Raw genomic sequence first — 25,353 nt, 5'->3', positions numbered from 1 at the left:
GAGGGGCCGTGGCGGGCATGCCGTTGAGGATGAGGACCGGGACGGGAGCGGGGCCGGACGCGCGGACGTCTCGGTTCGGCCCCGGGTTCCTGCGCGGGGGCCGGCTGTCGCGGCGCTCGGGACCGGCCGCGCGGAGCGAGCTCGTCGGGCAGGGCGTGCGGGGCGAGTTCGTCGGGCAGGGCGTGCGGGGCGAGTTTGCCGGGCAGGGCGTGCGGGGCGAGTTCGTCGGGCAGGGCGTGCGGGGCGAGTTTGCCGGGCAGGGCGTGCGGGGCGAGTTTGCCGGGCAGGGCGTGCGGGGCGAGTTCGTCGGGCAGGGCGTGCGGGGCGAGTCTGCCGGGCAGGGCGCGCGGGGCGAACTCGCCGGACCGGGTGCGCAGAGCGAGTCTGCCGGGCAGGGCGCGCACACCCGGCGGACCGAGCCGGCCGTGACGATACCGCTCCAGGTCAACGCACTACAGGCGATGTGCCGCCAGGTCTTCGGCTTCCGGCTCGCCATGATCGCCCTCTCGGCACCGGCGGCCCTGCTCAACGCGGCGCCGGGGCTCGGCACCCGGCTGATGGGCGCGGCGGTCGTGGTCACGTTCATGGGCTCCTACGCCCTGTTCCGCGACTGGGAACGCTTCGGCCCGCTCCTCCTGCGCCACCCCACCCTGCTCGCCACGGACACCCTCTTCACCTCCCTGCTGCTCATCTCCGCCGGCCCGGACACGACCCTGGCCTACGTCAGCGTCTGCACCCCGCTCCTGGCCGGCATCGTCTACGGCTACCGGGGCGCCGCTCTCTTCGCGAGCGTGCAGTCCCTGATCCTGCTCCTGGCCTACGCGATCAACACCGACGCGAGGTCGGCGAGCCTCGCGGACAAGCTGCTCCTGCCGGGCCTGTGCGTCATCACGGGCGCGCTGGGTTCGACCCTGCGCAACCTCATGCTCCGCTTCGGCACCGCCACCCAGGCCCTGACGACGGTCCAGGCACGCCTCGCGGTCACCGAGGCGGTGAGCGCGGAACGGGCCCGGCTGGCCCGCGAGATGCACGACTCGGTGGCGAAGACCCTGCACGGTGTGGCACTGGCCGCGGACGGCCTGGCGGCCTCCGCGGCGACGGCCCCGATGGACCCGGCCCGCATCAGGGAACAGGCGGAACTGGTCGCCCGCTCCGCCCGCAGAGCGGCGGCGGAGTCCCGCGAACTCCTCGCGGACCTGCGCCGCGAGTCCGACCCGGACCGGATGACGGACGTCATCCCCGAACTGGCGCGACAGACCGCCGACTTCACGACCCGCACGGGCGTACCGGCGACGTACGGCCCCGAGGGCGACGCCCCAGCACCTCCCGTCCCGCCCGCCGTCGCCCGTCAGCTCCTCACCGTCACGGCGGAGGCCATGGAGAACGCCCACCGTCACGCCGACGCGACGAAGGTGGAGGTGCGGGCCGGTGTCCAGGACGAGGTGCTCCGCCTGACCGTCCGGGACGACGGCCGGGGCCTGCCACCCGGCACCACCCTCGAAAACCTGCGCCGGACCGGCCACTTCGGCCTGCTCGGCATGGCCGAACGAGCCTCCTCGATAGGCGCCCGCATCCACTTCGGCAAGGGCATCCACGCCCGCGGCACGGAGGTCCGCCTGGAACTGCCGCTGGCGGCCCTCACGACGACGAAGGCGACCCACCCATGAAGACGGCCCAGTCACCCCCGCCCGCCACGCCCCTGCGCCTGGTGGTGGCCGACGACAACCCCGTGGTCCGGGCGGGCCTGAGAGCCCTGCTCTCCGCCCACGCCGGCATAAAGGTCGTGGCCGAGGCGACGAACGGCCACGAGGCCCACGAGGCGGCCCGCCGCCACCGCCCCGACGTGATCCTCCTGGACGTACGGATGCCCGGCACGGACGGCATCACCGCCCTTCCGCATCTCGTGCGGATCGCACCGGTGATGATGCTGACCTACAGCGGAGAGTCGGAGACGGTCCGCGAGGCGCTGCGGCTCGGGGCCTCCGGTTATCTGGTCCACGGCGAGTTCACGACGGACGAACTGATCGAGGCCGTACGGGAGATCAGGGCGGGCAGGACCCGGCTCACGTCCACGGCGGCAGCTGCAGCAACGGCTTCGCTCGCGCAAGCAAACGATGAACTCCCAACTGTTACAGGGAATCCCCTCGAATCGCTTTCGCAAGTGCAATCAAATGTGGGACAGTCGTCCCCGTACAGGTCACGGTTCCGGCTGAGCAGGAGGGAGGCGGAGATCATGGACCTCATCGCGGCGGGCATGAACAACCAGCAGATCGCCGCCACCTGCTTCATCAGCGAGAAGACGGTCAAGAACCACATCAACCGGATCTTCGCCAAACTCCACAGCACGAGCCGAGCGGAAGCCGCCGCCAAGTGGCTCGGCACGGCACCTGGTTCACACCCGGGACGGAGCTGACCGGCGATGACGGAGCGACGGTTTTCGGCCGAGGCCCGGAATTGGGCCCAGGGACCCTCTGGTGTTCGGGGAATTCCCGCTTACTTTTCTCCCGAGACTTCTCACAGCACCTTGGAGCCCAGAGGGGAACACCATGAGCAACTGGATCAACACCACCGTCACCTACCTGCGCTCGCGCGCCGCGCGCGACGACAAGGGGCAGACGGCGGTGGAGTATCTGGGCATCATCGCGGTGGTGGTGGCGATTGTTTTGGCGATCACGGGGACGGACATCGGCGAGACGATCTACGAGGCCATCGTCGACAAGATCGACGAACTCACCTGATCAGGCGCCGCACGTCCAGCGACGCAGGGCAGGCTTTCCCCATCTACATCATGGTGGTGGCGGGCCTGCTCTTTCTCGCGTTCGCGTACCTTGCGGTCGGCCAGGCCGCGGCAAACAGGAACGGCGCCCAGACAGCCGCCGACGCGGCGGCACTGGCGGCGGCGCAGGAGACCCGGAACCAAATGGCGGGGGACTGGTCGGAGGTCGTGGACGACCCCACGAAGTGGCAGGACATCCTCGACGGCGACGGAGCGGTGTTCGACGGGTGCTGGCGGGCGTACGAGCTGGCGGACCAGAACGACGCCACTGTCGAGGACTGTGGGGAGTCGGAGCTGTTCGGCTACACGGTGTCCGTGGAGACCAACAAGTCCGTGGGCGACTCCATCGTTCCCGGCACGGAGGACTTCAAATCGACGGCGTCGGCCACCGCCGTGATCGAGCCCCTCTGCGGGTTCGACCTCCCCGACGAGGACACGGACGAAGGCGACGGCAACGACACACTGCCGCTGCCGCAACTCACCTGTGACGACGGGAACTGGGACCCGGATCCGGACGATCCGGCCAGCCTTCCGAACCCCGAGGATCTCTTCGACGTCCATCTGGCCGACTGACCGCGAACGACGAATGACGAAGGAAACAGAGGAATGAGCATTCGGTTCACCACGAAGGCCCGTAGGGGGATGGTCGCGATGACCGTCGCGGCCGGACTGGCCCTCGGTGTGGCCGGCTGCGGCAGTGGGGACGACGACGGCAAGAAGCCGCAGAAGTCCGCGTCGGCCTCCAAGGACGACGGCTCCAACCAGAGTGTCCAGGAGGGAACGGATGATCCCCTTGCCGAACTCAAGGGCGAGGACGGTCTGATCCTCACGATCACCTCCGCTCAGCGTGACTCCGGGGGCTTCGTCACTGTGAGCGGCGAGATCAAGAACGACGGCGCCGAGTCCGTTCGGGTCCCGATCCAGACACGGGGAGACGAGACCGAGATCACCCGGCACGGTGATTCGCTGGGCGGGGCCACGCTCGTCGACTCCAGCAACAAGAAGCGGTACTACGTGCTGCGCGACACCGACGGCCGTCCCCTGGCGACCACGGACATGCCGAGGATCAAGCCGGGTGCGTCCGTCCCGGTGTTCATGCAGTTCCCTTCGCCGCCGGAGGAAACGGCCGAAGTCACTTTCCAACTGCCCACGTTCGCCAGCGCCCCGATCACGATCTCCGGGTGAGGCCCCCATGACCCGCGCCCCCCGCCTCACCCTGACCCTCACCGCGGCCACGATCATGGTCGCCGCCAACCTCCTCGTCGCCACCACCGCCGACGCGGACGACGACCCCGGCGTGCCGCCCGGGACCGAGGCGAGCGCCACCGCGCCCGTCGAGGTGGATGCCAACGACCCCGACCTGAAGCTGCCGGAAGGTGCCACGCTGGCCGAAGCCAAGGTTCTCGACATCAAGCAGGTCGTCGAGGATCAGGCCGGTGAGGAGCGCCGGGAAGACACCAACGCGGACGTGAAGTTCGCGCTCCAGGCCGAAGTCCTGTTCCCCAAGGACAGCGCGAAGCTGACCGGCGAGGCCAAAGCCCGTATCGCCTCGATCGCGGACGAGATCGGGAAGCAGAACGCCACGCGGATCCGTGTCTTCGGCTTCACCGACAACCTGGGCTCCTCGGCCCACGGCGACGTCCTCTCCCGGAAGCGCGCCAACGCCGTACAGGGAGTCCTGGAGGCCGAACTGAACGACTCGTCGGTGACGTACGAAGTGCGCGGCTACGGCGAGCAGTACCCGATCTCCTCGAACGAGACGGAGTCGGGCCGCAAGAAGAACCGGCGTGTGGAGGTGTCCTTCCCCCGCTCGGACGGCTGACCGGCGATCCTGCCCCTCACTCCTCCGTCACGCTCACCCGGACCCCCGCCCCCAGCCCCCACCCCGCCATCGCCCCGGCCTCCGCCTCCAGGACATGTCGTGAGCGCAGCCGGGGCCGGCCCAGCCGCCCCGGGCCCATGGTGCGCACGGCGATGACGCGCAGCCCGCGGTCGAGGTAGGCGACGTCGATGGGCATGCGCATCCGGAGCGTGTGCACCGAGCCGGCCGGCGTGAGCAGCATCGCGCCGTCGATGCCGTCCCGCCCGAGGAGCCCCTTCGTACGGGCCCGGTACGACGCGGCGATCTCCAGGGGGACCCGCACAGCACCGTGCTCCCCGTGAACGACCAGCACCCCCCGCCCGTCTCGCAGGCGTCGCCCCATCCTCAGCCACCTCCAGGATTTTCTGTTGTCCGCCGAGTGCTGCCCGGGTAGGAAGGCCCCATGACCGGACTCGGCGCAGTATTCCGTCCCCAGCTGGCCCCCGAACGACTCCGATCCGTCGCCCGGCTCGCCGACGAGGCGGGACTCGAAGAGCTTTGGCTCTGGGAGGACTGCTTCCGGGAAGGAGGGATCTCCACCGCGGCCGCCGCCCTGGCCTGGACCGAGCGGATCAGGGTCGGCGTCGGACTGCTGCCCGTGCCGTTGCGGAACGTCGCGATCACCGCCATGGAGGCGGCCGGTCTGTACCGGATGTTCCCGGGGCGGCCGATCCTCGCCGTGGGGCACGGTGTGCAGGACTGGATGGGGCAGGTCGGTGCGCGGGTCGAGTCACCGGTGACGTTGCTGCGCGAGCATCTCGACGTGCTGCGGGCGCTGTTGCGCGGCGAGCGGGTCACCGTCGAGGGCCGGTACGTCCGGCTCGACGACGTCGCCCTCGACTGGCCGCCCGCCGAGGCGGTGCCGATCATCGCCGGGGTCACCGGGCCCCGCTCGCTGCGGCTGGCCGGTGAGGCGGCCGACGGGACGCTGCTCACCGCGTCGACACCGCCGGACGGCGTGCGCAAGGCGCGGCAGCTCGTCGACGAGGGCCGGGCGGCAGCCGGACGCGACAGCGCCGAGCCGCACGGGATCGTCGTGTATCTGCTCGCCGCCACCGGGCCCGACGCGTCCGCCCGGCTGAAGGCCGAACTCGCCGCCGAGGGCGTGGCATCCGTGCCCGACCTCGGTGTCGCCGGGGACGCGGGAGCCGTGGCGAAGGCCGTACAGCGGCTCGCGGACGCCGGCGCGGACACCGTCGTGCTCCAGCCGACGGGCGACGAGCCGGACCCGGAGGGGTTCGTGCGGTTCGTGGCGGAGGAAGTACGGCCGCTGGTTCCGTAGCCTCGGGTCCGTCCCGGGCGCGGGCCGCTTCGGGGGCGTTGTCAGTGCACCACGGCGACGACGAGCACGTGCTGCTCGTGCTCGGTGCTCAGCCCCGCGGCTGATCCCCCGTCGCCCCGTCGATCAGCTCCCGCAGGATGTCCATGTGGCCCGCGTGCCGTGCCGTCTCCTCGATCATGTGGACCAGCACCCAGCGCAGCGACACCTCCACGTCCCGCCACGCCGGCCGCCCCAGCTCCGTCAGCGCCCGCCCGGCGATCACACGGTCGGCCGCGGCGCGCGCACGGTCGTAGAACTCGACGATCTGCTGCGTCGTCTCGCCCTGGTCGGCCCGCATGTCCTGGTCGGTGCAGGGGTCGAACCACAGGGGCTCCACCTCGCCGCCGAAGCTCGACACGAACCAGCCGTACTCCACCGACCCGAGATGCTTGACCAGGCCCAGCAGATTCGTGCCGGTCGGTGTCATCGGCCGGCGCAGCCCCTCGTCGTCCAGGCCCCGGAGTTTCCACAGCACCGCGTCCCGGTGCCGGTCCAGGCTCGCCCGGAGCGTTTCCTTCTCATCCGCCGTGTACGTCGGGTCCGTCATGGCGCCGAAAACTAGCAGCGGCCGCCGACAACGCCCTGCGATCATGAGCCGTATGGGACTGGACAACAGGCCGTTCGAGGAGCTTCTCGCCGAGGGCGCCGCCGTGCCCACCGAGGGCTGGGACTTCTCCTGGTTCCGGGGGCGGGCCACCGAGGCGCGGCCCAGCTGGGGTTACGCCGTCTCGCTGGCCGACCGGCTGGCCGGCGCGACCGCCGCGCTCGACCTCCAGACCGGGGGAGGGGAGGTCCTGGACTTCGCCCTCGGCCGGGCCCCGAAGGCCCCCGTGCTCACCGTCGCCACCGAGGGCTGGCCCCCGAACGTCGCCAAGGCCACCGCGCTGCTCGCCCCGCGCGGCGTCGCGGTCGTCGCCTCGCCCGAGGACGCGCCGCTGCCGTTCGCCGACGCGGCGTTCGACCTCGTCACGAGCCGCCACCCGGTTCGGGCCCACTGGACGGAGATCGCCCGGGTGCTGCGGGCCGGCGGCACGTACTTCGCCCAGCACGTCGGACCGCACAGCGTCTTCGAACTCGTCGAGTACTTCCTCGGCCCCCAGCCCGAGGAGGTGCGCGGCGGCCGTGACCCCGAGCGGGAGCGGGCCGACGCCCAGGCCGCCGGCCTGGAGATCGTCGACCTGCGAGCCGAGGAACTCCGCATGGAGTTCCACGACATCGCCGCGGTCGTGCACTTCCTGCGCAAGGTCGTCTGGATGGTCCCCGGCTTCACCGTCGAGGCCCACCGGCCCCGGCTCCGGGCCCTGCACGAGCAGATCGAGTCCGACGGCCCCTTCGTCGCCCACAGCACCCGCCACCTCTTCGAGGCCCGCAAGCCGGACGCGTGAGGGTGCCGCGAGCCGCCCGCCGAGCCCGCCGGGGGCTTCGGGTGCCGTCCGGCTGCGCGTGCGGGCCGACGGTCACCTTCCCGATCACCGACTCCGCCTCCGCCTCGCCTCCGCCTCCGCCTCGCCTCCGCCTCCAGCACTTCCCCCTCCCCACCCGCTCCACCTGTTCCCCCAGCTCCCGCTCCTGCCGAGCCGTCGGTGCTCCAGCCGTCGCGCACTCACCTCGTCCCAGGTGATCGCCCTGCCCGCGCCGCCCGTCGCACTGCCCGACGTCGCTGTCACGGACCGGCCGTAGGCCGGCTACAGGTCAGAACCTGTCCGCCGCCCCAGGGGCCGTGTGCCCGGAAGGTGCAAACCGTGCATCCATGAGCGAACACCCTTGAGCCCCTGCGCATCCAAGGAAGGCTGACCTTTTCCACATTGTTATGGCGGCCGACTCGATTTCCTCCTATCCCTCACGTAAGTTCAGACCAAGGTAATTCGCGTACGCAAAGCTGCGCGGCGGCACCGCGCAGAGGAGGGGGCTGCGCGGTGCCATGCCCTCGGCCGCCCCTCCTGATGGACGCGCGTCGCGCCGGAACCGCTTCCGCTCCGTCGCCTCCCGGGGGCCGTCAATGGGGCGTTCACGGTCGGGGTCACCCGCGCGGGGGAAGGCCGGACAAGTCGCCAGTTCGGGCCCCAAGGAGCGGCAAACCCTCCGGATCCATCAGCATCCCCCGCGTTTCCCCTGGAAATCAGGCCCGATCTCGCCACGAATCCGCCACGGAAGAGCCCTCCGGTGGCCACCGGCCCGTTGCCGAGCGACTTCGGAGAGTAGTTGTGGCACGCCGATGCACGCAGCATCACTTACGAAGGGTTATGGTGGAAACCCCCCCTCGGGCCGGTCCGTCTCCCCCCCACGGACCGGCCCGTTTTATTTGCCCGGGACCGCGACTTCCTGAGGCGCGGGACCACAACGCCCTCAGGGGCGCGGGGCGCGGGGCGCGGGAACTGCGCGACCGGCCCCCACCGAACCCGCACCCGCCAACGCCCCCACCGAACCCGCACCCGCGGCGCCCCACACACCCCCACCCGCGGCGCCCCCACCCACCGCACCCCACAACCACGGCCCAGGCCCCGCAGGGGTAGGCTTCGCCCCCGGGGACCGCCATACGGACAGGAACCGCACTCGACTGCGCCGCGCGCAGCGCCTCGCGCCTGTCCGATCCGTACGGAGGGGCTGACGAACACGTGAACCTGCGCGACAAGCTGCGCGGCCTGCTGGTCAGGCTGTACGCGCGCCGGGTGGAAGGTCACCTGGACCACGCTCAGGTGCCCAAGCACATCGGCGTCATCATGGACGGCAACCGGCGTTGGGCGAAGGCCGCGGGCTCCACCACCATGCACGGTCACCGGGCGGGTGCCGAGAAGATCGAGGAGTTCCTCGGCTGGTGCACCGAGACCGACGTCGAGGTGGTCACCCTGTGGCTGCTGTCGACCGACAACTTCGACCGCCCGCAGGAGGAACTCGGCCCGCTCCTCGGGATCATCGAGGACGTCGTGCGCTCCCTCGCCGCCGACGGCCGCTGGCGGGTGCACCACGTCGGCACCCCCGATCTGCTGCCCTCCCCGATGCAGATGACGCTGAAGGAGGCCGAGGAGTCCACCGCGCACGTCGACGGAATACTGGTCAACGTCGCCATCGGCTACGGCGGCCGCCAGGAGATCGCCGACGCCGTGCGCTCGATGATCGTCGACGCCCACGACAAGGGCACCTCGATGGAGGACCTCGCCGAGTCCGTCAGCGTCGAGCTGATCGGACGCCACCTCTACACCGGTGACCAGCCCGACCCCGACCTCGTGATCCGCACCAGCGGCGAGCAGCGGCTGTCCGGATTCATGCTGTGGCAGACGGCCCATTCGGAGTACTACTTCTGCGAGGTCTTCTGGCCGGCCTTCCGCAAGGTGGACTTCCTGCGTGCCCTGCGCGACTACGCGGCACGGCACCGGCGCTACGGCGGCTGAGCCCCTTCCGGCGCTGTCGCGGCCGTATACCGGCGCGACAGAACCGACCTTCTCCGGGACGGAAGTAACAAGGAGTTCACCAGCGCGCCGTCATATGCACTGGCATGGCACCGCTTGTTCGAGGGCATAAGCCAAGCAGGTCGACACCCGAACCACGGGTGTCGTATCTCAGCGGGCGGCGCCGGAGCCGTCCGCCCGGGAGGCCCTTTGCACCAGCCCCACCGTGCGGTCACGGCACGGAAGAAGACGCGGGGGGCCGGTTTTCGGCCCGTGCACAGCGGCCGACGACCGGTCCAGCCCCACTCCGTCGCTCCCCGACCTCATCCGAGGGGGTACGTCCTTCCGTGGTGACCAGCACAAAGCGCCACAAGCCAGACCGGCGCACCTACGTTCTCGACACCAGCGTCCTGCTGGCCGACCCGAACGCCCTGAACCGCTTCGACGAGCACGAGGTCGTGCTCCCCATCGTCGTGGTGACGGAACTGGAGGCCAAGCGGCACCATCCCGAACTCGGCTACTTCGCCCGGCAGGCGCTGCGTCTGCTCGACGAGTTCCGGGTGAAGAACGGCCGACTCGACGCCCCCATTCCGATCGGGGACCTCGGCGGGACCGTCCGTGTCGAGCTCAACCACTCGGACCCCAGCGTGCTGCCCAGCGGCTACCGCCTGGGGGACAACGACTCCCGCATCCTCGCGGTCGCCCGCAATCTGCAGGCCGAGGGACTCGACGTCACCGTCGTGTCGAAGGACCTGCCGCTCAGGATCAAGGCCTCGTCGGTCGGTCTCCTCGCCGAGGAGTACCGCGCCGAACTCGCCATCACGGACTCCTCCGGCTGGACCGGAATGTCCGAACTGACCCTGCCGGGCGAACAGGTGGACATCCTCTTCGAGGAAGGGCATGTCTACGTCCCCGAGGTCGCCGACCTGCCCGTGCACACCGGACTGACGATCCACTCCGAGCGCGGCAAGGCGCTGGGCCGGGTCACGCCCGAGGGCAACGTCCGTGTGGTGCGCGGTGATCGGGAGGCGTTCGGCATCAAGGGCCGCAGTGCCGAGCAGCGGATCGCGCTCGACCTGCTGCTCGACCCGGACGTCGGGATCGTGTCGATGGGCGGCCGGGCCGGCACCGGCAAGTCGGCGCTGGCGCTGTGCGCGGGTCTGGAGGCGGTGCTGGAGCGCCGCCAGCACCAGAAGGTGATGGTCTTCCGGCCGCTGTACGCGGTGGGCGGGCAGGAACTCGGCTATCTGCCCGGCACCGAGGCCGAGAAGATGAGCCCCTGGGCGCAGGCCGTCTTCGACACGCTGTCCGCGGTCACCAGCCGCGAGGTCATCGAAGAGGTCACCGCGCGCGGCATGCTGGAGGTACTGCCCCTCACCCACATCCGCGGACGCTCGCTGCACGACGCGTTCGTCATCGTGGACGAGGCGCAGTCCCTGGAGAGGAATGTCCTACTGACCGTTCTGTCCCGAATTGGTGCTAACTCGCGGGTGGTTCTGACCCATGACGTGGCCCAGCGGGACAATCTGCGGGTCGGTCGCTACGACGGTGTCGTCGCCGTCGTGGAGAAGCTGAAGGGACATCCCCTCTTTGCCCATGTCACGCTGACAAGGTCCGAGAGGTCCCAGATCGCCGCCCTTGTGACCGAAATGCTAGAGGACGGCCAGATCTGACCCAAGTGCTCAACTTGCGGTAGCTACTCGTTGGTTGGCGCCGTCCGGAAAGGCAGTGAGCCTATCCGGGCGGCGCCTCGGTGTGTGCGGCTTTCCGCAAAATCCCTGGGGCAAACGAGGTGTGAGCTTTCACACGCAACACAGAATTGCCTTGCGGCGTCGGGGTACGGCAGAGTCTCACTCCTGTCAGGCCCCGCATGCGACACATCTGTGCCCCCAGCAGTACGGCACCACACCAGCACCACAGCCAACTCCATAACGTCGTCGTATGCCGCCCGAGTCTTCACGCGGCGCTCCTCGCGAGGGAGTTGCCCACCGGGTCCGCGCCTCCCGTGACCCCGCAGTTGGGAGGCCAGAGCCAGGGGCACGATTGCGTCCGCCAGGGTCACCGAAGCGGGCGATGCTGGAAGGAAACCGTGTGAGTCCGATTTCGGTCAGGGGATTCGCAGTGGCCTCTGCCACCGCGGTCACCGCTGTCGGAAGCGTCGTCGGCGTTGCCTCGGGCAGCACCGCGCAGAACAACGACGCCGAGGCGACGGCTGCCGATTCGACGCTCCTCGCGGACATACCCGCGGGCCAGCAGGCCCAGGTGCAGACCGAGTCCCTGTCGGCGCAGGCGGATGTCCAGGCCATCGCCGCGGACGTGAGCGCAAAGAAGGACGCCGAGGAGGCCGCCCGCAAGGCTGCCGCCCAGAGCGCCATCGAGAAGAAGGAAGCCGCCGAGAAGGCCGAGAAGGCGGCGCAGGAAGCCAAGGAGCGCGAAGAGGCCGAGGCCAAGGCCTCCCGGTCCTCCGCGGCCGACTTCCCGGTCCAGAGCTCGTACAGCATCTCGCAGATCCAGTCGATGGCGCGTTCGATGGTGCCGAGCGACCAGTTCCAGTGCTTCAGCAACATCGTGGACCACGAGTCCGACTGGAACTACCGGGCCGTGAACCCCTCCTCCGGTGCCTACGGCCTCTTCCAGGCCCTGCCCGGATCGAAGATGTCGTCGGTCGGCGCCGACTGGCAGACGAACCCCGCCACGCAGATCAAGTGGGGCCTGAACTACATGAACGACCGCTACGGCAGCCCGTGTGGCGCCTGGGACTTCTGGCAGGCCAACAACTGGTACTAGAGACTCCGCCGGGAACCGGCGGCGCTTCTCAACCCTGCATCGCCCCTCACCGTCTTTCGGTGAGGGGCTTTCGCGTTTCCCCGCGCAGTGCCATGTACGGTCGGATTCAACGACTCCAGGGGGGAGTGGTGGGGAAAGACGGGGGAAGAGGACGGATCATGTCGCGAGTGCCAGGGTGGCTCGGCCGGGTCGGTGCCGGTCTGACCGAGATGAGTGAGCGGTTGGACGAGCGCCGGGCCGCGGTGGAGCGGGAGAGCGCCCGCCCCGGGCCGGTGGGGCGGACCGCCGTCGCCACCGAGCCGCCCCCGACCGTGGACCCGCCGCCCGTCGACCACGTGCCGCGGCCGCCCGACCACGCGCCCGCGGCTGCGGCACCGCGCCCCGACCCGGCACAGGTCGTGCCGTGGGGCGTACGGGTCGCCGCGGAGGCCGGCTGGCGGCTGCTGGTGCTCGCCGGCACCGTCTGGGTGCTGATGCGGGTCATCAGTGCCGTCCAACTCGTCGTGCTGGCCTTCGTCATCGCCCTGCTGCTCACCGCCCTGATGCAGCCCTCGGTGGCCTGGCTGACCCGGCGGGGCTTGCCGCGCGGACCGGCGACGGCGCTGACCGCGATTCTCGGGTTCGTCGTCATCGGGCTGATGGGCTGGTTCGTGACCTGGCAGGTCATGGAGAACATCGACAACCTCTCCGACCAGGTCCAGGACGGCATCGACGAACTGCGCAACTGGCTGCTCAACAGCCCCTTCCACGTCACCGACAAGCAGATCAACGAGATCGCCGAGAACCTCCGCGAGGCGATCGGCGCCAACACCGACGAGATCACCTCGGCCGGCCTCGAAGGCGTCACGGTCATCGTCGAGGCGCTCACCGGCATCCTGCTGGCGGCCTTCTCGACGCTGTTCCTGCTCTACGACGGCAAGCGCATCTGGCAGTGGACGCTCAGGCTGGTCCCGGCCGCCGCCCGTCCGGGAGTCGCCGGCGCCGGGCCGCGGGCCTGGGCGACGCTGACGGCGTATGTGCGCGGCACGGTGGTGGTCGCTCTGATCGACGCCGTGTTCATCGGCATCGGCATCTACTTCCTGGACGTCCCGATGGCCGTCCCGCTGGCCGTCTTCATCTTCCTGTTCTCCTTCATCCCGCTCGTCGGCGCGGTGGCCTCCGGCGCGCTGGCCGTCGTGGTGGCCCTGGTGACACAGGGCGTCTTCACCGCGGTCATGACGCTCGTCGTCGTCCTCGCCGTGCAGCAGATCGAGGGCCACATCCTCCAGCCGTTCATCCTCGGGCGCGCGGTCCGCGTGCATCCGCTGGCGGTCGTGCTGGCGGTGGCGGCCGGCGGCATGGTGGCCGGGATCGGCGGCGCGGTGGTGGCGGTGCCGCTGGTGGCGGTGTCGAACACGATCGTCGGGTATCTGCGGGCGTACTCGCAGGAGGCGGCGCTCAGGAGCGCCGGTCCGCAGGTCTCGGCCGGTCCGGCGCCTGAGGACGAGGCCGTCCAGGCCGAAGGGGGGTCCGCGGGCGCAGGCCTCGGCCGGGCTGCCGAAAACGCGGCGGGCCCCGCCCACCAAGGGTGAGCGAGGCCCGCAGTGCCGGTCGGCCTACTCGGAGAGCACGGCCTCGGCGTCGAGCGTGACCGCGATCGCCTGGATCACCGACGCGATCTTGAACGCCTCCTGGACCGTCTCCCGGTCCACGCCGGCCTTGCGCAGCACCTGCTCGTGCGAGTCGAGGCACAGGCCGCAGCCGTTGATGGCGGACACCGCGAACGACCACAGCTCGAAGTCGACCTTGTCGACGCCGGGGTTGCCGATGACGTTCATCCGCAGGCCGGCGCGCAGGTTGCCGTACTCGTGGTCGGACAGCAGGTGCCGGGTCCGGTAGAAGACGTTGTTCATCGCCATCACGGCGGCGGCGGACTTCGCCGCGGTGTACGCCTCGGACGAGAGGTTCGCCTTGGCCTCGGGCGCCAGCTCACGCAGCACGATCGGGGAGCGCGCGGCGATCGCCGTCGCGAGCACCGTGCCCCACAGCTGCTGCGCCGGGAGGTCCGAATTGCCGATGACCGAGCCCAGGTTGAGCTTCAGGTCCTTGGCGTAGTCCGGTATGCGGGACTTCAGGGAGTCGAGCGCCATGTGGGTCACTCTCCCGCGAGCAGCTTGACCGGGTCCAGGGTGTCCTCGCCCTTGCTCCAGTTGCACGGGCAGAGCTCGTCCGTCTGGAGGGCGTCCAGGACCCGCAGGACCTCCTTGGGGTTACGGCCGACGGAGCCGGCGGTCACCATGGAGAACTGGATCTCGTTGTTCTGGTCGACGATGAAGACGGCGCGCTTGGCGAAGCCGTCCTCGCCCTCGATGCCGAGGTCGCGCATCAGCTCGTGCTTGGAGTCGGCCATCATCGGGAACGGCAGGTCGCGCAGGTCGTCGTGGTCCTTGCGCCAGGCGTGGTGGACGAACTCCGAGTCACCGGAGAAGCCGAGGACCTGGGCGTCACGGTCGGCGAACTCCTCGTTCAGCTTGCCGAAAGCCGCGATCTCGGTCGGGCAGACGAAGGTGAAGTCCTTCGGCCAGGCGAAGACGATCTTCCACTGACCCTCGTAGGTCTTGTGGTTGATCGTCTCGAACTCCTCGCCCTTCTCCAGCGAGACGCAGGCGGTCAGTTCGAACTCGGGGAACTTGTCACCGACAGTGAGCACACGCTCTCCTTGCAGCGAGGAGGCACCTGATCGGTACAGGTGTCTCCCTTGGGTTGGACCTTACCGATCCTGGCACAGGCTGCATTGATACGGGAAATAGCTACACTCGGTCAGGTTGATCGGAGTGTGCTATCAGTGACCGTGAGTAAGAGGAGACAGCCGAGTCTCGCCCAGCTGCGGGCCTTCGCGGCCGTCGCCGAGCACCTTCATTTCCGGGACGCGGCCGCCGCGATCGGCATGAGCCAGCCCGCCCTGTCCGGCGCGGTCTCCGCCCTGGAGGAGTCACTCGGAGTGACGCTGCTGGAGCGCACCACCCGCAAGGTGCTGCTGTCGCCCGCCGGTGAGCGCCTGGCCGTACGGGCCAAGGCCGTGCTGGCGGAGGTCGGGGCGCTGATGGAGGAGGCCGAGGCGGTACGGGCCCCGTTCACCGGCGTGCTGCGGCTCGGCGTCATCCCCACCGTCGCGCCGTACCTGCTGCCCACCGTGCTGCGGCTGGTCCACGACCGCTGTCCGCAGCTCGACCTCCAGGTGCACGAGGAGCAGACCGCGAGCCTGGTCGACGGGCTCACCACCGGCCGCCTGGACCTGCTGCTGCTCGCCGTACCGCTCGGGGTGCCCGGGGTCGCCGAACTCCCGCTCTTCGACGAGGACTTCGTGCTCGTCACCCCGCTCGGTCACCGGCTCGGCGGCCGCGAGGGCATCCCGCGCGAGGAGCTCAGGGCGCTCAACCTGCTGCTCCTGGACGAGGGGCACTGCCTGCGCGACCAGGCGCTCGACATCTGCCGGGAGGCGGGCCGCGAGGACGCTCCGGTGACCACGACGGCTGCCGGACTGTCGACGCTCGTGCAGCTCGTCGCGGGCGGTCTCGGCTGCACGCTGCTGCCGCGGACCGCCCTGAAGGTGGAGACGACCCGCAGCAGCCAACTCCTCGCCGGCTACTTCGCCGAACCCGCTCCCACCCGCCGGATCGCCCTCGCGATGCGGGCGGGAGCGGCGCGGGGAGCGGAGTACGAGGAGCTGGCGGCGGCCTTGCGAGAGGCGCTTCGGCCGTTGCCGGTATCGGTGTGCCAATCGGTCAAATGAGCGCCGAACACAGTTCTTTGAGTCGCCCGGAAATTCAACTTCCGTCAACAAGCGACAGGTCGGACATCTCTCTCCGGAATATGCGCGCGGACTGATACACATTCCCCCCTCAGCGCTATGCGTCAGGCGTGTGTGCGAAACGACGAGGGGTGTGATGTCGGGCTACGAGCACCTGGCACGGGCCCTGGCCGTCTGCGCGCGTGACGGCTTCACCGGAGAGCTCAGGGTCGGCGGGACGCCGGGCGGCACCCTCCACCTCGGCGACGGCCGGGTGGTTGCCGCCGAGTCCCCCGGCGCGCCGGGCCCCGAGGCGCTGCTGCTGCGCTCCGGCCGGGTCAGCGGCGAGCAGTGGGCCGAACTGATGCGGGAGTCCGGGGGATCGCGCTGGCCGGCGACCGCCCTCATCGCACGCGGGTACGCGGGGGCGGCGCAGCTGCGGGTCGTGTGCGCGATGGCGCTGCACGACGCCGCGTTCGCCATCGCCGCCGGCCGCGTCGACGGCTGCGAACGCGTCCCCACCACCGAGCCGTTCGCGCAGGTCCCGGTGGGTGAACCGCCGCTCGGCCTGCTCCAGGGAGCGGCTCGCAGACTCACCGCGATCAACGAACTGCCGCACCCCGTGCACCCCGACCGCGAGCGGCCCGTGCCCGCACCGGCGCCCGCCGACGCGGACACCCCGCTCACCGTCCTGCGGCGCGAGCTGCTCGCCCACGCCGACGGCCGTCGCACCGCCCGGGATCTCGCCTTCCGGGTCGGGCGCGGCGTCTACGCCGTGACGGTCGAGGTCGCGCGGATGCTCGGCGACGGACTGCTGGTGTGCGCCGAGGCACCCGCGCCGATCCCCGTCCGTCCCTTTCCGGTCGGCCATGCGCTGCGTCCGAGGGAACCGGCGCCCGTCGAGCCGCCGCCGTACCCGCCTTCGCCCCCGACCGCTCTGCCCCGCCGAAAACCCGGCAGCTTCTTCCGCCTGCGGAACGGAATTACGAGATGAGTCCGAAATGAAGCAGCCGATCAGATGTGAAAAGAAACAGGAGAGTCGCGTACATGAATCACAAGGCCCTGGCACTGGAAATGCGTGGCCTGCGCGAACAGGTCACCGGGATCACCGACACCGCGGTCGCCGCCGCCGACGGCCTCCTCATCGCCGCGGACACCGCCGACACCATCGACCCGGAGGGTCTCGCCGCCCTGGCCGCGGCCGGTCTCGGTCTCGCCAGGCGCACCGCCGACGCCACCGCCCGCGGCACCCTGCGCCGGACGGTCACGTACGGCAGCCATGGCTGTGCCGCCTTCTTCGCCGTCGGCGACACCGCCCTGATGGTCGTGCTCGGCGACGAGGGCATGGACGTGGACCACCTGAACCGGGCGACACAGGCCGCCCTGCGACGCATCGATCTGATCCTCACCGACAAGGCACCAGAGGGAGTTTGAAGGGATGGCGACGAAGCGCATGACCTCCGGTTTCTCCGACCAGGTGATGAGCCTGGTCAAGCACCTTCGCACCGACGCCCCGGACTGCGTGGCCTCCGGCGTGGTCGACATGTCCACCGGGATGCTGCTGTCGTACGAGACCGTCGAGAACCATCCGCCGGAGGTCCTGGACCTGCTGGCGGGCGCGACGCTCGACCTGTTCCAGGGGCGCACGGTCGTGATGATCGAGGACGTCTTCAAGGAGCGCCGCGGCATCACCAGCGACAACCACTTCTTCCAGGAGATCCTGGTCAACAGTGAGAACCTCACGCACCTGTTCGTGCGGCTGAACGAGCAGCAGGACGTGGTGGCCGTCGTCGTCTGCCGCAAGTCGGTCAACGTGGGCATGCTGTTCGCCCAGGTCCGGCGGGTCGTGCGGGAGTACAGCCTCTGAACGCGAAGGCGGTGGGGTCCCCGAAGGGAGCCCACCGCCCGAGCCGTGCGCGCCGTCCGTCCTACTCGGTGCGCAGTCCGTCCGGCCGCATCAGCCGCAGCAGCGGCGGCAGGCTGAGGACCGTCACCACGAGGACGACGCCGGCTCCGATACCGGTCATCGACAGCAGGCTCGCCCAGTCCACGCTCACCTGGGCCTCGACCATCTTGAGCAGCACGGCGCCGAGCGTCAGTCCGACCACCGACGCCAGCAGCAGCCCCAGCGCGATCGGGATCGCCGTCTGCCACAGCACCGACAGGCTCAGCGTGCGGCGCCGGGTGCCGAAGGCGACCAGCGACGACAGCAGCTTCTTGCGCTCACGCAGCTGCTCCAGCTGGGAGACCAGCAGACTCGCGCCGATCAGCACCAGGACGCAGGTCGCACCGACGAAGAGGCCGTTGCGGATGGCGCGGAACTCCTCGGTCTGCCGGCTGGCGGCCAGGGTGTTGACGCTGGCGAGGGGATCGAGCCGCGTGGCGGTGTTGCGCGCGAACTCGGCGGCCTGCGGCACCGACTCGTCCAGCGAGAGGTACACCATCTGGAACATGCCGGCCGCCGCGTCCTCGGGCAGCGCGCCCGGGGTGAACAGCAGGCCGCCGCGCTCGTAGCCGGTCGGATCCTCACGGGGCTCCGCCGTCGCGATGCCCGCGGGCACCGTCCAGGACGTCGTGTGGCTCCTCGTTTCGGGATAGGCCGGGTCGAAGTACAGAGTCCCGCCCTGCTCGGTGAGCTTGCGCGTGCCTTCGTCGTACTCGCTGCCGAGGATCCGGAAGACGTCGCCGTCCCGGCAGGACCGCAGACGCGCCACCTCGCGCAACTCGGCGCAGTTGCCGACGGCCACCTCCACCGAGTTGTCGGGTTCCTTGGCCCGGTCGCCGAGCGTGCCCTCGGACAGGGCCGTCGCGCGCCGCACTCCCTCGGTGTGCGCCAACTGCCCGGCGACCTCGCTCAGGGGGACGTCGTCGCGCACGTACACGGTCATCTGAGCCCGGCTCGTGTCGTTGCCCGTCCGTTCGGTGTAGTCGGACTCGACCCCGGCGAACAGCATCTGCAGGGCTATCGCCCCCGCCACCGCGACCGCGATGCCGTTGACCATGCGGGCAGCCGTGCCGCTGCTCAACTGGAGCCTGCGAACGGCCAGTTGCCAGGAGACCGAGCCCGAGTTCAGCCGGGCCACCACGGCCTCGACCAGCCACGGCAGCAGTGCGGTGACGCCGATCAGCAGCAGTACGGTGCCGCCGATCACCATCCACTCGTTGAAGTTCCCGTTGCTGTTGCCCTGTCCCGTCATCGGGTACAGCAGCGCGAGGCCGGCCAGGGGCAGCAGCAGTCGCCACCACAGCCGGCGGCGCGGGGGCTTCGCCGTACGCACCACACCGAGGGGCTCGATGACGACCCCGCGCAGTGCGAACAGGGTCACCAGCACGGCCGCGGCCGGTACGGCGACGGCGACCAGCGCGGCAAGCGCGGGCGACGGGTCGAGGTCGCTCGGGAACACACTGATGTTGCGCACCTTCAGCAGAGCGGCCACTTGACGCCCCGCCAGGAAGAATCCGGCACCGAGGACGAGCCCGAGCAGCGCCCCGGCGAGGGCCTCGCCGCCCGCGACCCGGCGGGCCATCCGCCCGTCCGCGCCGACCAGCCTGAGCGCCGCGAGCCGACGATCCCTGCGCTCGCCGCCGAAACGCACGGCGGCGGCGATGAACACGCCGACCGGCAGCAGCAGCACCACGAAGATGATCATGACGAGCAGGATCAGGATCGGGTCCAGCTCGTCGTCCTGCGCCCCTGAGGAGGGCCCGAAGTAGCCGATGCGCTCGATGGAACCGTTGCTCAGATGGTCCGCCATCCCCGAGCCGCGCGCGTAGTAGGCGAGTTCGGCGGGCCCGACGAGTCCGGACTGCCGGATGGTGTCGGTGATCCGGTAGGGGATGCGTTCGCGCAGCAGCTTGCCCGAGTCGGACTCCAGCAGGCGCTTCAGCGCGGGTGAGGCGACCATCTCGCCCTTCGCCGGGAACTTCTCGACACCCGGCGGCAGTGGAGCCCGTGAGCCTTCGGGCTCCACGAGCCGGCCGCGTACGTCGTCGCTGCGGAAGGCCGTGTCGACGTCCGCGATGATCAGCGTGTCGTCCGACTTCGACAGCTTGTCCGCGCCGTATGTGAAGTCGTCCCGGGCACTGGTTCGGTGTTCACGCTCGGTCAGCGCACTCGGCACGGCGGTCGTCAGCAGCAGCAACGCCACCCCGAGCCCGACCCCGACGGCCGTCAGCAGGGCCCGGACCCATCCCTCGCGTCCGCCGGCGAAGGCGAACCGAACCCCCAGGGCCAGATCCTTGCCCCACTGGCCGATGTTCATACGACCCGCTCCATGTCCCGGGACTTGCCGTCGCGTACGACGATCTCGCGGTCGGAGTAGGCGGCGACCCGGGCCTCGTGTGTGACGAGGACGACGGCGGCGTTGGTGGAGCGTGCGGCGTCCGTCAGCAGCTCCATCACGCGCTCGCCGTTGAGGGAGTCCAGCGCGCCGGTCGGCTCGTCGGCGAACAGCACGCGCGGGCTGGTGACCAGCGCACGGGCGACGGCGACACGCTGCCCCTGACCGCCGGAGACCTCGCCGGGCCGCTTCTTGCGCAGGTCGTCGACCTCCAGCCGCTCCATCCAGGTCAGGGCGGTGCGCTCGGCCTCCTTGCGGGAGGTGCCGTTCAGGCGCAGCGGCAGGGCGACGTTCTCCACGCAGGTCAGCTCCGGCACGAGCTGGCCGAACTGGAAGACGAACCCGAACTCCGAGCGCCTGAGGGCACTGCGCTGGGCGTCGCCCATGGTGGCCAGCTCACGTCCGTTGTAGGTGATGGACCCCGAGTCCGGCGGCACGATGCCGGCGAGGCAGTGCAGGAGTGTGGACTTGCCGGAGCCGGAGGGCCCCATGACGGCGACGACCTCGCCGGGGTGGATGGAGAACTCCGCGCCGTCGAGGGCGAGGGTCGGGCCGTAGGCCTTGCGCAGGTCCTCGGCCGCGAGCAGGGAACCGGGAGGCGGAGTCACTTGGTCACCACCTCGGCAAGCTTGTCGAGACGCGCGGCGGTCAGCTCCAGCCAGCGCAGGTCGGCCTCCAGGTGGAACAGGGCGTGGTCGCAGATCAGCTGGTCGGCCAGGTCCCCCTTCCGCTTGCGGTCGGTGAGGATGCGCATCATGCGCAGGTGCTCGGCCCGCTGGGTGTCGAGGATGTCGGCGGCGTCGCGCCGGGTGAGCAGAGCCAGGACGACCTTGGTGTACAGGGTCGACTGGAGGTACGGCTCCGGCTTCTCGGGCGTCGCGAGCCACCGCTGGACGTCGGTGATACCGGCGTCCGTGATCGCGTAGCGCTTCCGCTCGGGCCCGCCGCCGGGCTCGATGCCGTCGACCTCGACGAGACCGTTCTTCAGCAGCCGGGACATCGTCGAATAGACCTGGCCGTAGTGCAGCGGCCGGTCGTGACCGAACTTCTCGTCGAAGGCCCGCTTGAGGTCGTAACCGTGGCGGGGGCCCGACTCCAGGAGCCCTAGAAGGGTGTGACCGATGGACATGGCCAGGACTCTACACGGGGTGTATACGCCCCATGTATACGCGCAGTGTGTAGATCATGGCTGCGGGTATCAAGGCCCAGGTGGGGGCCGATTGTCACGGTTCTGCTACTGAGACCCGGGCGGTTTCGCCGGGGGGCGGCCCCTGCGGGGGATCGGCTTGGTGTCGCCCGGCAGCCGGCCCGCCTCCGCCAGCGCACGTCGCAGCAGGAACTCGATCTGCGCGTTGGCGGACCGCAGTTCGTCGCCCGCCCAGCGCGCGAGCGCCTCGTACACGGCCGGGTCGAGCCGCAGCAGCACCTGCTTGCGCTGCGGCCGACCCTGAGGGGCTGCGCCCCCGGAGGGATCCGTCACTGGTAGAGCGTCCCGGTGTTGAGGACCGGCTGCGGGGCCCTGTCGCCGCACAGCACCACCATCAGGTTGGACACCATCGCCGCCTTGCGCTCCTCGTCCAGTTCCACGATGTCCCGCTCGTTTATCCGGGCGAGCGCCGCCTCGACCATGCCCACCGCACCGTCGACGATCTGCCGCCGGGCCGCGACGACCGCCCCGGCCTGCTGGCGCTGGAGCATCGCGGAGGCGATCTCGGGAGCGTACGCGAGATGCGTGAAGCGCGACTCTATGATCTGCACCCCGGCCGCCTCCACGCGCGCGTGCAGTTCGACGGCGAGCTTCTCGGTGATCTCCTCGGCGTTGCCGCGCAGCGAGAGGCCGCCCTCGTCATGGGCGTCGTAGGGGTACTCGATGGCGATGTGGCGCACGGCCGCCTCGGTCTGGGTGGAGACGAACTCCAGGAAGTCGTCCACCTCGAACGTGGCCTGCGCGGTGTCCTCCACCTTCCACACGACGACCGCGGCGAGCTCGATCGGGTTGCCATAGGCGTCGTTGACCTTCAGTACGGCCGTCTCGTGTTTGCGGACCCGGGTCGAGATCTTCGTACGGGAGGTGAAGGGGTTCACCCAGCGCAGTCCGTCCTCGCGGATGGTGCCCCGGTAGCGCCCGAAGAGCTGGACGACCCGTGCCTCGCCCGGCGCGACCATGTTCAGCCCGCACATCGCCAGTATCGCCGCGATGACGACCAGGATGCCGACGATGATCAGGGCCGCCTTGGCGCCGCCGCCCGAGACCGTGCCGCCGGCGGCGATCAGTGCCGCGCCGACCAGCAGTCCGACCAGGCCCAGCAGCAGGGCGAGGCTGCCGCCGATGCTGTGCGCCGTGAACTCCCGCACGCGGGGCGCGGGCATCTCGGGTACGTCCGCGGTGGCAGACGTGGCGTCGGTCCTGTCGGCGGGTGCGCTCGACGTGTTCGACGTGTTCGACATGGGTCATATCCCCCGTTTTCTCCGGAAGCTGCAGCGAGCTTCCGCTAGCCTGAGTATAGCTAAGTGATAACACTTTACCCCGCCCGAGCAACCCTACGCACCCCTCGGCCGTCGGTTCCGGTGGGACAGGTGCTGATTGTCACGTCCGTAAAAGACCGGATCGGCCGGGCTTTGTCACATCTTCCGGTGTTAGCTTTCTGAGCTGACCTGAGCGGCGAACCTGTGTGACAGCAGCGCACACAAGAACGAAGCGGAGCGGAACGGACCCATGGGACGAGCGGAAGAGAGACGAGCACGGCAGCGCGGCGGCCGCCGCGCCGCGCCCCGGCGTTCGTCCGGGACGCCGTCGAACGCGGGGGCCGGCGAGTCGGCCACCGTCATCGGGAACCCGTCGGCCGCCGGCGGCCGGGCCGCCGCCCGGCGCGCCGCCAAGGGAGGCGACGGCAGGGGCCGAATACGCCGGCTGTTCACCTGGAAGAAGATCCTCGGCACGTTCCTCGGCCTCTGCCTGCTCGGCATCGGCGCCTTCATCGCGCTCTACCTCGCGGTGGACGTGCCCAAGGACAACGCCGCGGCCCAGGCCGCCCAGCGGCAGAGCAACGTCTACAAGTACAGCGACGGCTCGCCCCTGGCCCGCGACGGCGAGGTCAACCGCGAGATCGTCGACCTGTCCAAGGTGCCCAAGAAGGTCCAGTACACCTTCGTCGCCGCCGAGAACAAGACGTTCTACGACGACCACGGCATCGACCTGAAGGGCACCACCCGCGGTGTGCTCAACACGCTGATGGGCAAGGGCGCGCAGGGTGGTTCGACCATCACCCAGCAGTACGTCAAGAACTACTACCTCAGCCAGGAGCAGACGGTCAGCCGCAAGCTCAAGGAGATCGTCATCTCCCTGAAGGTCGACCGCCAGATGTCCAAGGACGACATCCTCGCCGGCTACATCAACACCAGCTACTACGGTCGCGGCGCCTACGGCATCCAGGCCGCCGCCCAGGCCTACTACCGCAAGGACGCCGAGAAGCTCTCCGTCGCGCAGGGCGCCTACCTCGCCGCGCTGCTCCAGGCGCCGAGCCAGTACGACTGGTATGCCGCCTCCCCCGCCGGCAAGCGGCTGGTCACCAACCGCTGGAACTACGTCCTGGACAACATGGTCGAGGAGGGCTGGCTGGACCGGTCCGAGCGCCAGGAGCTGACGAAGCTTCCGGTGCCGGAGGAGCCCAAACCCACCGCGGGCCGGGAGGGTCAGAAGGGCTATCTGATCGAGCTGGCCAACCGTCAGCTGGAGGACCAGCTGATGCAGCAGCAGGGCATCACCCGCTCCCAGGCCGAGGCCGCGGTCGTCGACCAGGGCTGGACCATCACCCTGAACGTCGACAAGAAGAAGCAGGTCGCGCTGGAGAAGGCCGTCAAGGCCCAGCTGACGAGCAAGCTCGACAAGAAGAAGCGCAAGGTCGACGGGAACGTCCAGGCCGGCGCGGTCTCGGTCGACCCCGGGACGGGGAAGATCGTCGCCCTGTACGGCGGCGTGGACTACTTCAAGCACTACACGAGCAACGCCACCCGCACCGACTACCAGCCGGCGTCGACCTTCAAGCCGGTGATCCTGGCCGCCGCGCTGGAAGGGGACGCCGAGACCCAGTCCGGCAAGCCGATCACCGCGAACACCGTCTACGACGGCACCAGCAAGCGCCCCGTCGTGGACGCGAACGGCAAGAAGGTCGGCTTCGCGCCCGAGAACGAGGACGACCAGGACTACGGCGACATCACCGTCCAGACGGCGATGAACAAGTCCGTCAACTCCGTCTTCGCGCAGATGGGCGTCGACGTCGGCATGAAGAACGTCATGGACGTGGCCGGCAAGCTCGGCATGAACACCGAGGACGAGCAGGCCGTACCGGCGCAGACCCTGGGCACCATGGGCGCGAGCCCGCTCCAGATGGCCGGGGTGTACGCCACCCTCGACAACCACGGCAAGAAGGTCACACCCGGCATCCTCAAGAAGGCCGAGCACAACAGCCGTACGGTCGAGATCCCGGACCCGATCGGCGAACAGGTCATCAGCGCCGAGGCCGCGGACACCGTGACCTCGGTACTGACCGGCGTGGTCGACGACGGTACGGCCCGCCGGTCCGTGGCGAACAACCCCAAGCGCGACGGCCAGAAGGTCGCCGGCAAGACGGGTACCTCCGACGACAACAAGTCGGCCTGGTTCACCGGCTACACGCCCGACCTCGTCACCTCGGTGGGCCTGTTCGGCGAGGACGCCAAGACCCACGCGCAGACCAAGATGTACGGCGCCGGCGGCTTCGACCGCGTCAACGGCGGTGGCTTCCCGGCGCAGATCTGGGCGGCGTACATGTTCGGGGTGACCGACCCGGACGCCAGGTTCGACCTCGACACCGACCAGGGCGCCGCCGTCCAGCCGACGTGGACCCCGACCCCGACCGAGGAGCCCACGACCGAGGAACCGACGGACGAGCCGACGACGAAGGAGCCCACGGAGGAGCCGACGACGAAGGAGCCGACCGAGGAGCCGACGACTCAGGAGCCCACGGAGGAGCCGACGACCGAGGCCCCCACGGACGAGCCGACGGACGAACCGACGGGCGACATCACCCTGGACCCGGCCAGACCCGGAAACGAACAGTAGGAAAGCGCCCTT

26 protein-coding genes are annotated in these 25,353 nt (G+C 69.9%); 17 read left to right on the top strand and 9 right to left on the bottom strand.

The window, feature by feature from the left end:
* Nucleotides 1-29 precede the first annotated feature (29 nt).
* The 6 genes from AC3ETA_RS23575 (at nucleotide 30) to AC3ETA_RS23550 (ending at nucleotide 4,598) form a co-directional block, all read left to right on the top strand.
* On the top strand, nucleotides 30-1,667 hold the full coding sequence (locus AC3ETA_RS23575; protein WP_432194876.1) for a sensor histidine kinase: 1,638 nt from the start codon (nucleotides 30-32) through the stop codon (nucleotides 1,665-1,667).
* On the top strand, nucleotides 1,664-2,413 hold the full coding sequence (locus tag AC3ETA_RS23570; RefSeq protein ID WP_432194875.1) for a response regulator: 750 nt from the start codon (nucleotides 1,664-1,666) through the stop codon (nucleotides 2,411-2,413). Before AC3ETA_RS23575 ends, AC3ETA_RS23570 begins: the two co-directional genes overlap by 4 nt.
* 133 nt (nucleotides 2,414-2,546) lie before the next feature.
* On the top strand, nucleotides 2,547-2,738 hold the full coding sequence (locus AC3ETA_RS23565; RefSeq protein WP_432194901.1) for a Flp family type IVb pilin: 192 nt from the start codon (nucleotides 2,547-2,549) through the stop codon (nucleotides 2,736-2,738).
* Nucleotides 2,738-3,349 (top strand): pilus assembly protein TadG-related protein, encoded by a 612-nt coding sequence (locus tag AC3ETA_RS23560; RefSeq protein ID WP_432194900.1) that lies wholly within the window; start codon nucleotides 2,738-2,740, stop codon nucleotides 3,347-3,349. Before AC3ETA_RS23565 ends, AC3ETA_RS23560 begins: the two co-directional genes overlap by 1 nt.
* Before the next feature lie 33 nt (nucleotides 3,350-3,382).
* Complete coding sequence (locus AC3ETA_RS23555) at nucleotides 3,383-3,961, top strand: hypothetical protein (RefSeq protein WP_432194874.1); 579 nt, start codon at nucleotides 3,383-3,385, stop codon at nucleotides 3,959-3,961.
* 7 nt (nucleotides 3,962-3,968) lie between these two features.
* The gene (locus AC3ETA_RS23550) at nucleotides 3,969-4,598 is read left to right on the top strand and encodes an OmpA family protein (protein WP_432194873.1); all 630 of its coding nucleotides are present in this window, start codon (nucleotides 3,969-3,971) and stop codon (nucleotides 4,596-4,598) included.
* A 16-nt stretch (nucleotides 4,599-4,614) separates the two neighbouring features.
* Here AC3ETA_RS23550 and AC3ETA_RS23545 read toward each other — a convergent pair whose 3' ends face one another.
* On the bottom strand, nucleotides 4,615-4,980 hold the full coding sequence (locus tag AC3ETA_RS23545) for a DUF192 domain-containing protein (protein ID WP_432194872.1): 366 nt from the start codon (nucleotides 4,978-4,980) through the stop codon (nucleotides 4,615-4,617).
* 60 nt (nucleotides 4,981-5,040) lie between these two features.
* On the opposite strand from AC3ETA_RS23545, the gene AC3ETA_RS23540 reads away from it, so the two are divergent.
* Nucleotides 5,041-5,919 (top strand): LLM class flavin-dependent oxidoreductase, encoded by an 879-nt coding sequence (locus AC3ETA_RS23540; RefSeq protein ID WP_432194871.1) that lies wholly within the window; start codon nucleotides 5,041-5,043, stop codon nucleotides 5,917-5,919.
* An 88-nt stretch (nucleotides 5,920-6,007) separates the two neighbouring features.
* Here the strand turns inward: AC3ETA_RS23540 and AC3ETA_RS23535 are convergent, their stop codons facing one another.
* Nucleotides 6,008-6,505 (bottom strand): DinB family protein, encoded by a 498-nt coding sequence (locus tag AC3ETA_RS23535; RefSeq protein WP_432194870.1) that lies wholly within the window; start codon nucleotides 6,503-6,505, stop codon nucleotides 6,008-6,010.
* A 52-nt stretch (nucleotides 6,506-6,557) separates the two neighbouring features.
* Between AC3ETA_RS23535 and AC3ETA_RS23530 the strand changes: the two genes are divergently transcribed.
* The 5 genes from AC3ETA_RS23530 (at nucleotide 6,558) to AC3ETA_RS23510 (ending at nucleotide 13,702) form a co-directional block, all read left to right on the top strand.
* Entirely contained in the window at nucleotides 6,558-7,343 is a 786-nt protein-coding gene (locus tag AC3ETA_RS23530; protein ID WP_432194869.1) for a methyltransferase domain-containing protein, read from the top strand.
* A gap of 1,230 nt (nucleotides 7,344-8,573) precedes the next feature.
* Entirely contained in the window at nucleotides 8,574-9,347 is a 774-nt protein-coding gene (locus AC3ETA_RS23525) for an isoprenyl transferase (RefSeq protein ID WP_432194868.1), read from the top strand.
* 344 nt (nucleotides 9,348-9,691) lie between these two features.
* Nucleotides 9,692-11,017: an RNA 5'-3' helicase PhoH2 gene (gene phoH2, locus AC3ETA_RS23520; protein ID WP_432194867.1), complete on the top strand. Its 1,326-nt coding sequence runs from the start codon at nucleotides 9,692-9,694 to the stop codon at nucleotides 11,015-11,017.
* A gap of 418 nt (nucleotides 11,018-11,435) precedes the next feature.
* Nucleotides 11,436-12,131, top strand: a complete 696-nt coding sequence (locus tag AC3ETA_RS23515; protein ID WP_488187645.1) for an aggregation-promoting factor C-terminal-like domain-containing protein — start codon at nucleotides 11,436-11,438, stop codon at nucleotides 12,129-12,131.
* 158 nt (nucleotides 12,132-12,289) lie between these two features.
* Nucleotides 12,290-13,702, top strand: coding sequence for an AI-2E family transporter (locus AC3ETA_RS23510; protein WP_432194865.1), 1,413 nt, complete (start codon nucleotides 12,290-12,292; stop codon nucleotides 13,700-13,702).
* Between the two features lie 24 nt (nucleotides 13,703-13,726).
* On the opposite strand, the gene AC3ETA_RS23505 is transcribed toward AC3ETA_RS23510, so the two are convergent.
* Together AC3ETA_RS23505 and AC3ETA_RS23500 are read right to left on the bottom strand one after the other, a co-directional pair.
* The gene (locus AC3ETA_RS23505) at nucleotides 13,727-14,260 is read right to left on the bottom strand and encodes an alkyl hydroperoxide reductase (RefSeq protein WP_432194864.1); all 534 of its coding nucleotides are present in this window, start codon (nucleotides 14,258-14,260) and stop codon (nucleotides 13,727-13,729) included.
* A 5-nt stretch (nucleotides 14,261-14,265) separates the two neighbouring features.
* Nucleotides 14,266-14,820 (bottom strand): peroxiredoxin, encoded by a 555-nt coding sequence (locus AC3ETA_RS23500; protein ID WP_432194863.1) that lies wholly within the window; start codon nucleotides 14,818-14,820, stop codon nucleotides 14,266-14,268.
* Nucleotides 14,821-14,955: 135 nt separating this feature from the next.
* Here AC3ETA_RS23500 and AC3ETA_RS23495 point away from each other — a divergent pair, with 135 nt between their 5' ends.
* The 4 genes from AC3ETA_RS23495 (at nucleotide 14,956) to AC3ETA_RS23480 (ending at nucleotide 17,767) form a co-directional block, all read left to right on the top strand.
* The gene (locus AC3ETA_RS23495; RefSeq protein WP_432194862.1) at nucleotides 14,956-15,903 is read left to right on the top strand and encodes a LysR substrate-binding domain-containing protein; all 948 of its coding nucleotides are present in this window, start codon (nucleotides 14,956-14,958) and stop codon (nucleotides 15,901-15,903) included.
* A gap of 154 nt (nucleotides 15,904-16,057) precedes the next feature.
* Nucleotides 16,058-16,894, top strand: coding sequence for a MarR family transcriptional regulator (locus AC3ETA_RS23490; protein WP_432194861.1), 837 nt, complete (start codon nucleotides 16,058-16,060; stop codon nucleotides 16,892-16,894).
* A 53-nt stretch (nucleotides 16,895-16,947) separates the two neighbouring features.
* Nucleotides 16,948-17,334, top strand: coding sequence for a roadblock/LC7 domain-containing protein (locus AC3ETA_RS23485; protein WP_432194860.1), 387 nt, complete (start codon nucleotides 16,948-16,950; stop codon nucleotides 17,332-17,334).
* 4 nt (nucleotides 17,335-17,338) lie between these two features.
* A complete protein-coding gene (locus tag AC3ETA_RS23480) occupies nucleotides 17,339-17,767 on the top strand; it encodes a hypothetical protein (RefSeq protein WP_432194859.1) in 429 nt (142 codons plus the stop codon).
* A 61-nt stretch (nucleotides 17,768-17,828) separates the two neighbouring features.
* On the opposite strand, the gene AC3ETA_RS23475 is transcribed toward AC3ETA_RS23480, so the two are convergent.
* The 5 genes from AC3ETA_RS23475 to AC3ETA_RS23455 form a co-directional block, all read right to left on the bottom strand.
* Complete coding sequence (locus AC3ETA_RS23475) at nucleotides 17,829-20,162, bottom strand: ABC transporter permease (RefSeq protein ID WP_432194858.1); 2,334 nt, start codon at nucleotides 20,160-20,162, stop codon at nucleotides 17,829-17,831.
* On the bottom strand, nucleotides 20,159-20,848 hold the full coding sequence (locus AC3ETA_RS23470) for an ABC transporter ATP-binding protein (RefSeq protein ID WP_271665613.1): 690 nt from the start codon (nucleotides 20,846-20,848) through the stop codon (nucleotides 20,159-20,161). The genes AC3ETA_RS23475 and AC3ETA_RS23470 overlap by 4 nt, the downstream gene beginning before the upstream one ends.
* Nucleotides 20,845-21,369 (bottom strand): PadR family transcriptional regulator, encoded by a 525-nt coding sequence (locus AC3ETA_RS23465; protein WP_030952544.1) that lies wholly within the window; start codon nucleotides 21,367-21,369, stop codon nucleotides 20,845-20,847. Before AC3ETA_RS23465 ends, AC3ETA_RS23470 begins: the two co-directional genes overlap by 4 nt.
* A 105-nt stretch (nucleotides 21,370-21,474) precedes the next feature.
* Nucleotides 21,475-21,720 carry a type II toxin-antitoxin system antitoxin gene (locus tag AC3ETA_RS23460; protein ID WP_432194857.1) on the bottom strand — a complete coding sequence of 82 codons (246 nt, stop codon included), beginning with the start codon at nucleotides 21,718-21,720 and terminating at the stop codon, nucleotides 21,475-21,477.
* On the bottom strand, nucleotides 21,717-22,688 hold the full coding sequence (locus AC3ETA_RS23455; RefSeq protein WP_432194856.1) for an SPFH domain-containing protein: 972 nt from the start codon (nucleotides 22,686-22,688) through the stop codon (nucleotides 21,717-21,719). Before AC3ETA_RS23455 ends, AC3ETA_RS23460 begins: the two co-directional genes overlap by 4 nt.
* A 268-nt stretch (nucleotides 22,689-22,956) precedes the next feature.
* Here AC3ETA_RS23455 and AC3ETA_RS23450 point away from each other — a divergent pair, with 268 nt between their 5' ends.
* Entirely contained in the window at nucleotides 22,957-25,341 is a 2,385-nt protein-coding gene (locus AC3ETA_RS23450; protein WP_432194855.1) for a transglycosylase domain-containing protein, read from the top strand.
* The last annotated feature ends 12 nt before the right edge of the window (nucleotides 25,342-25,353 follow it).

The sequence above is a fragment of the Streptomyces sp. bgisy027 genome, assembly GCF_057710365.1.
This window is presented reverse-complemented; position numbering and strand designations above follow the sequence as displayed.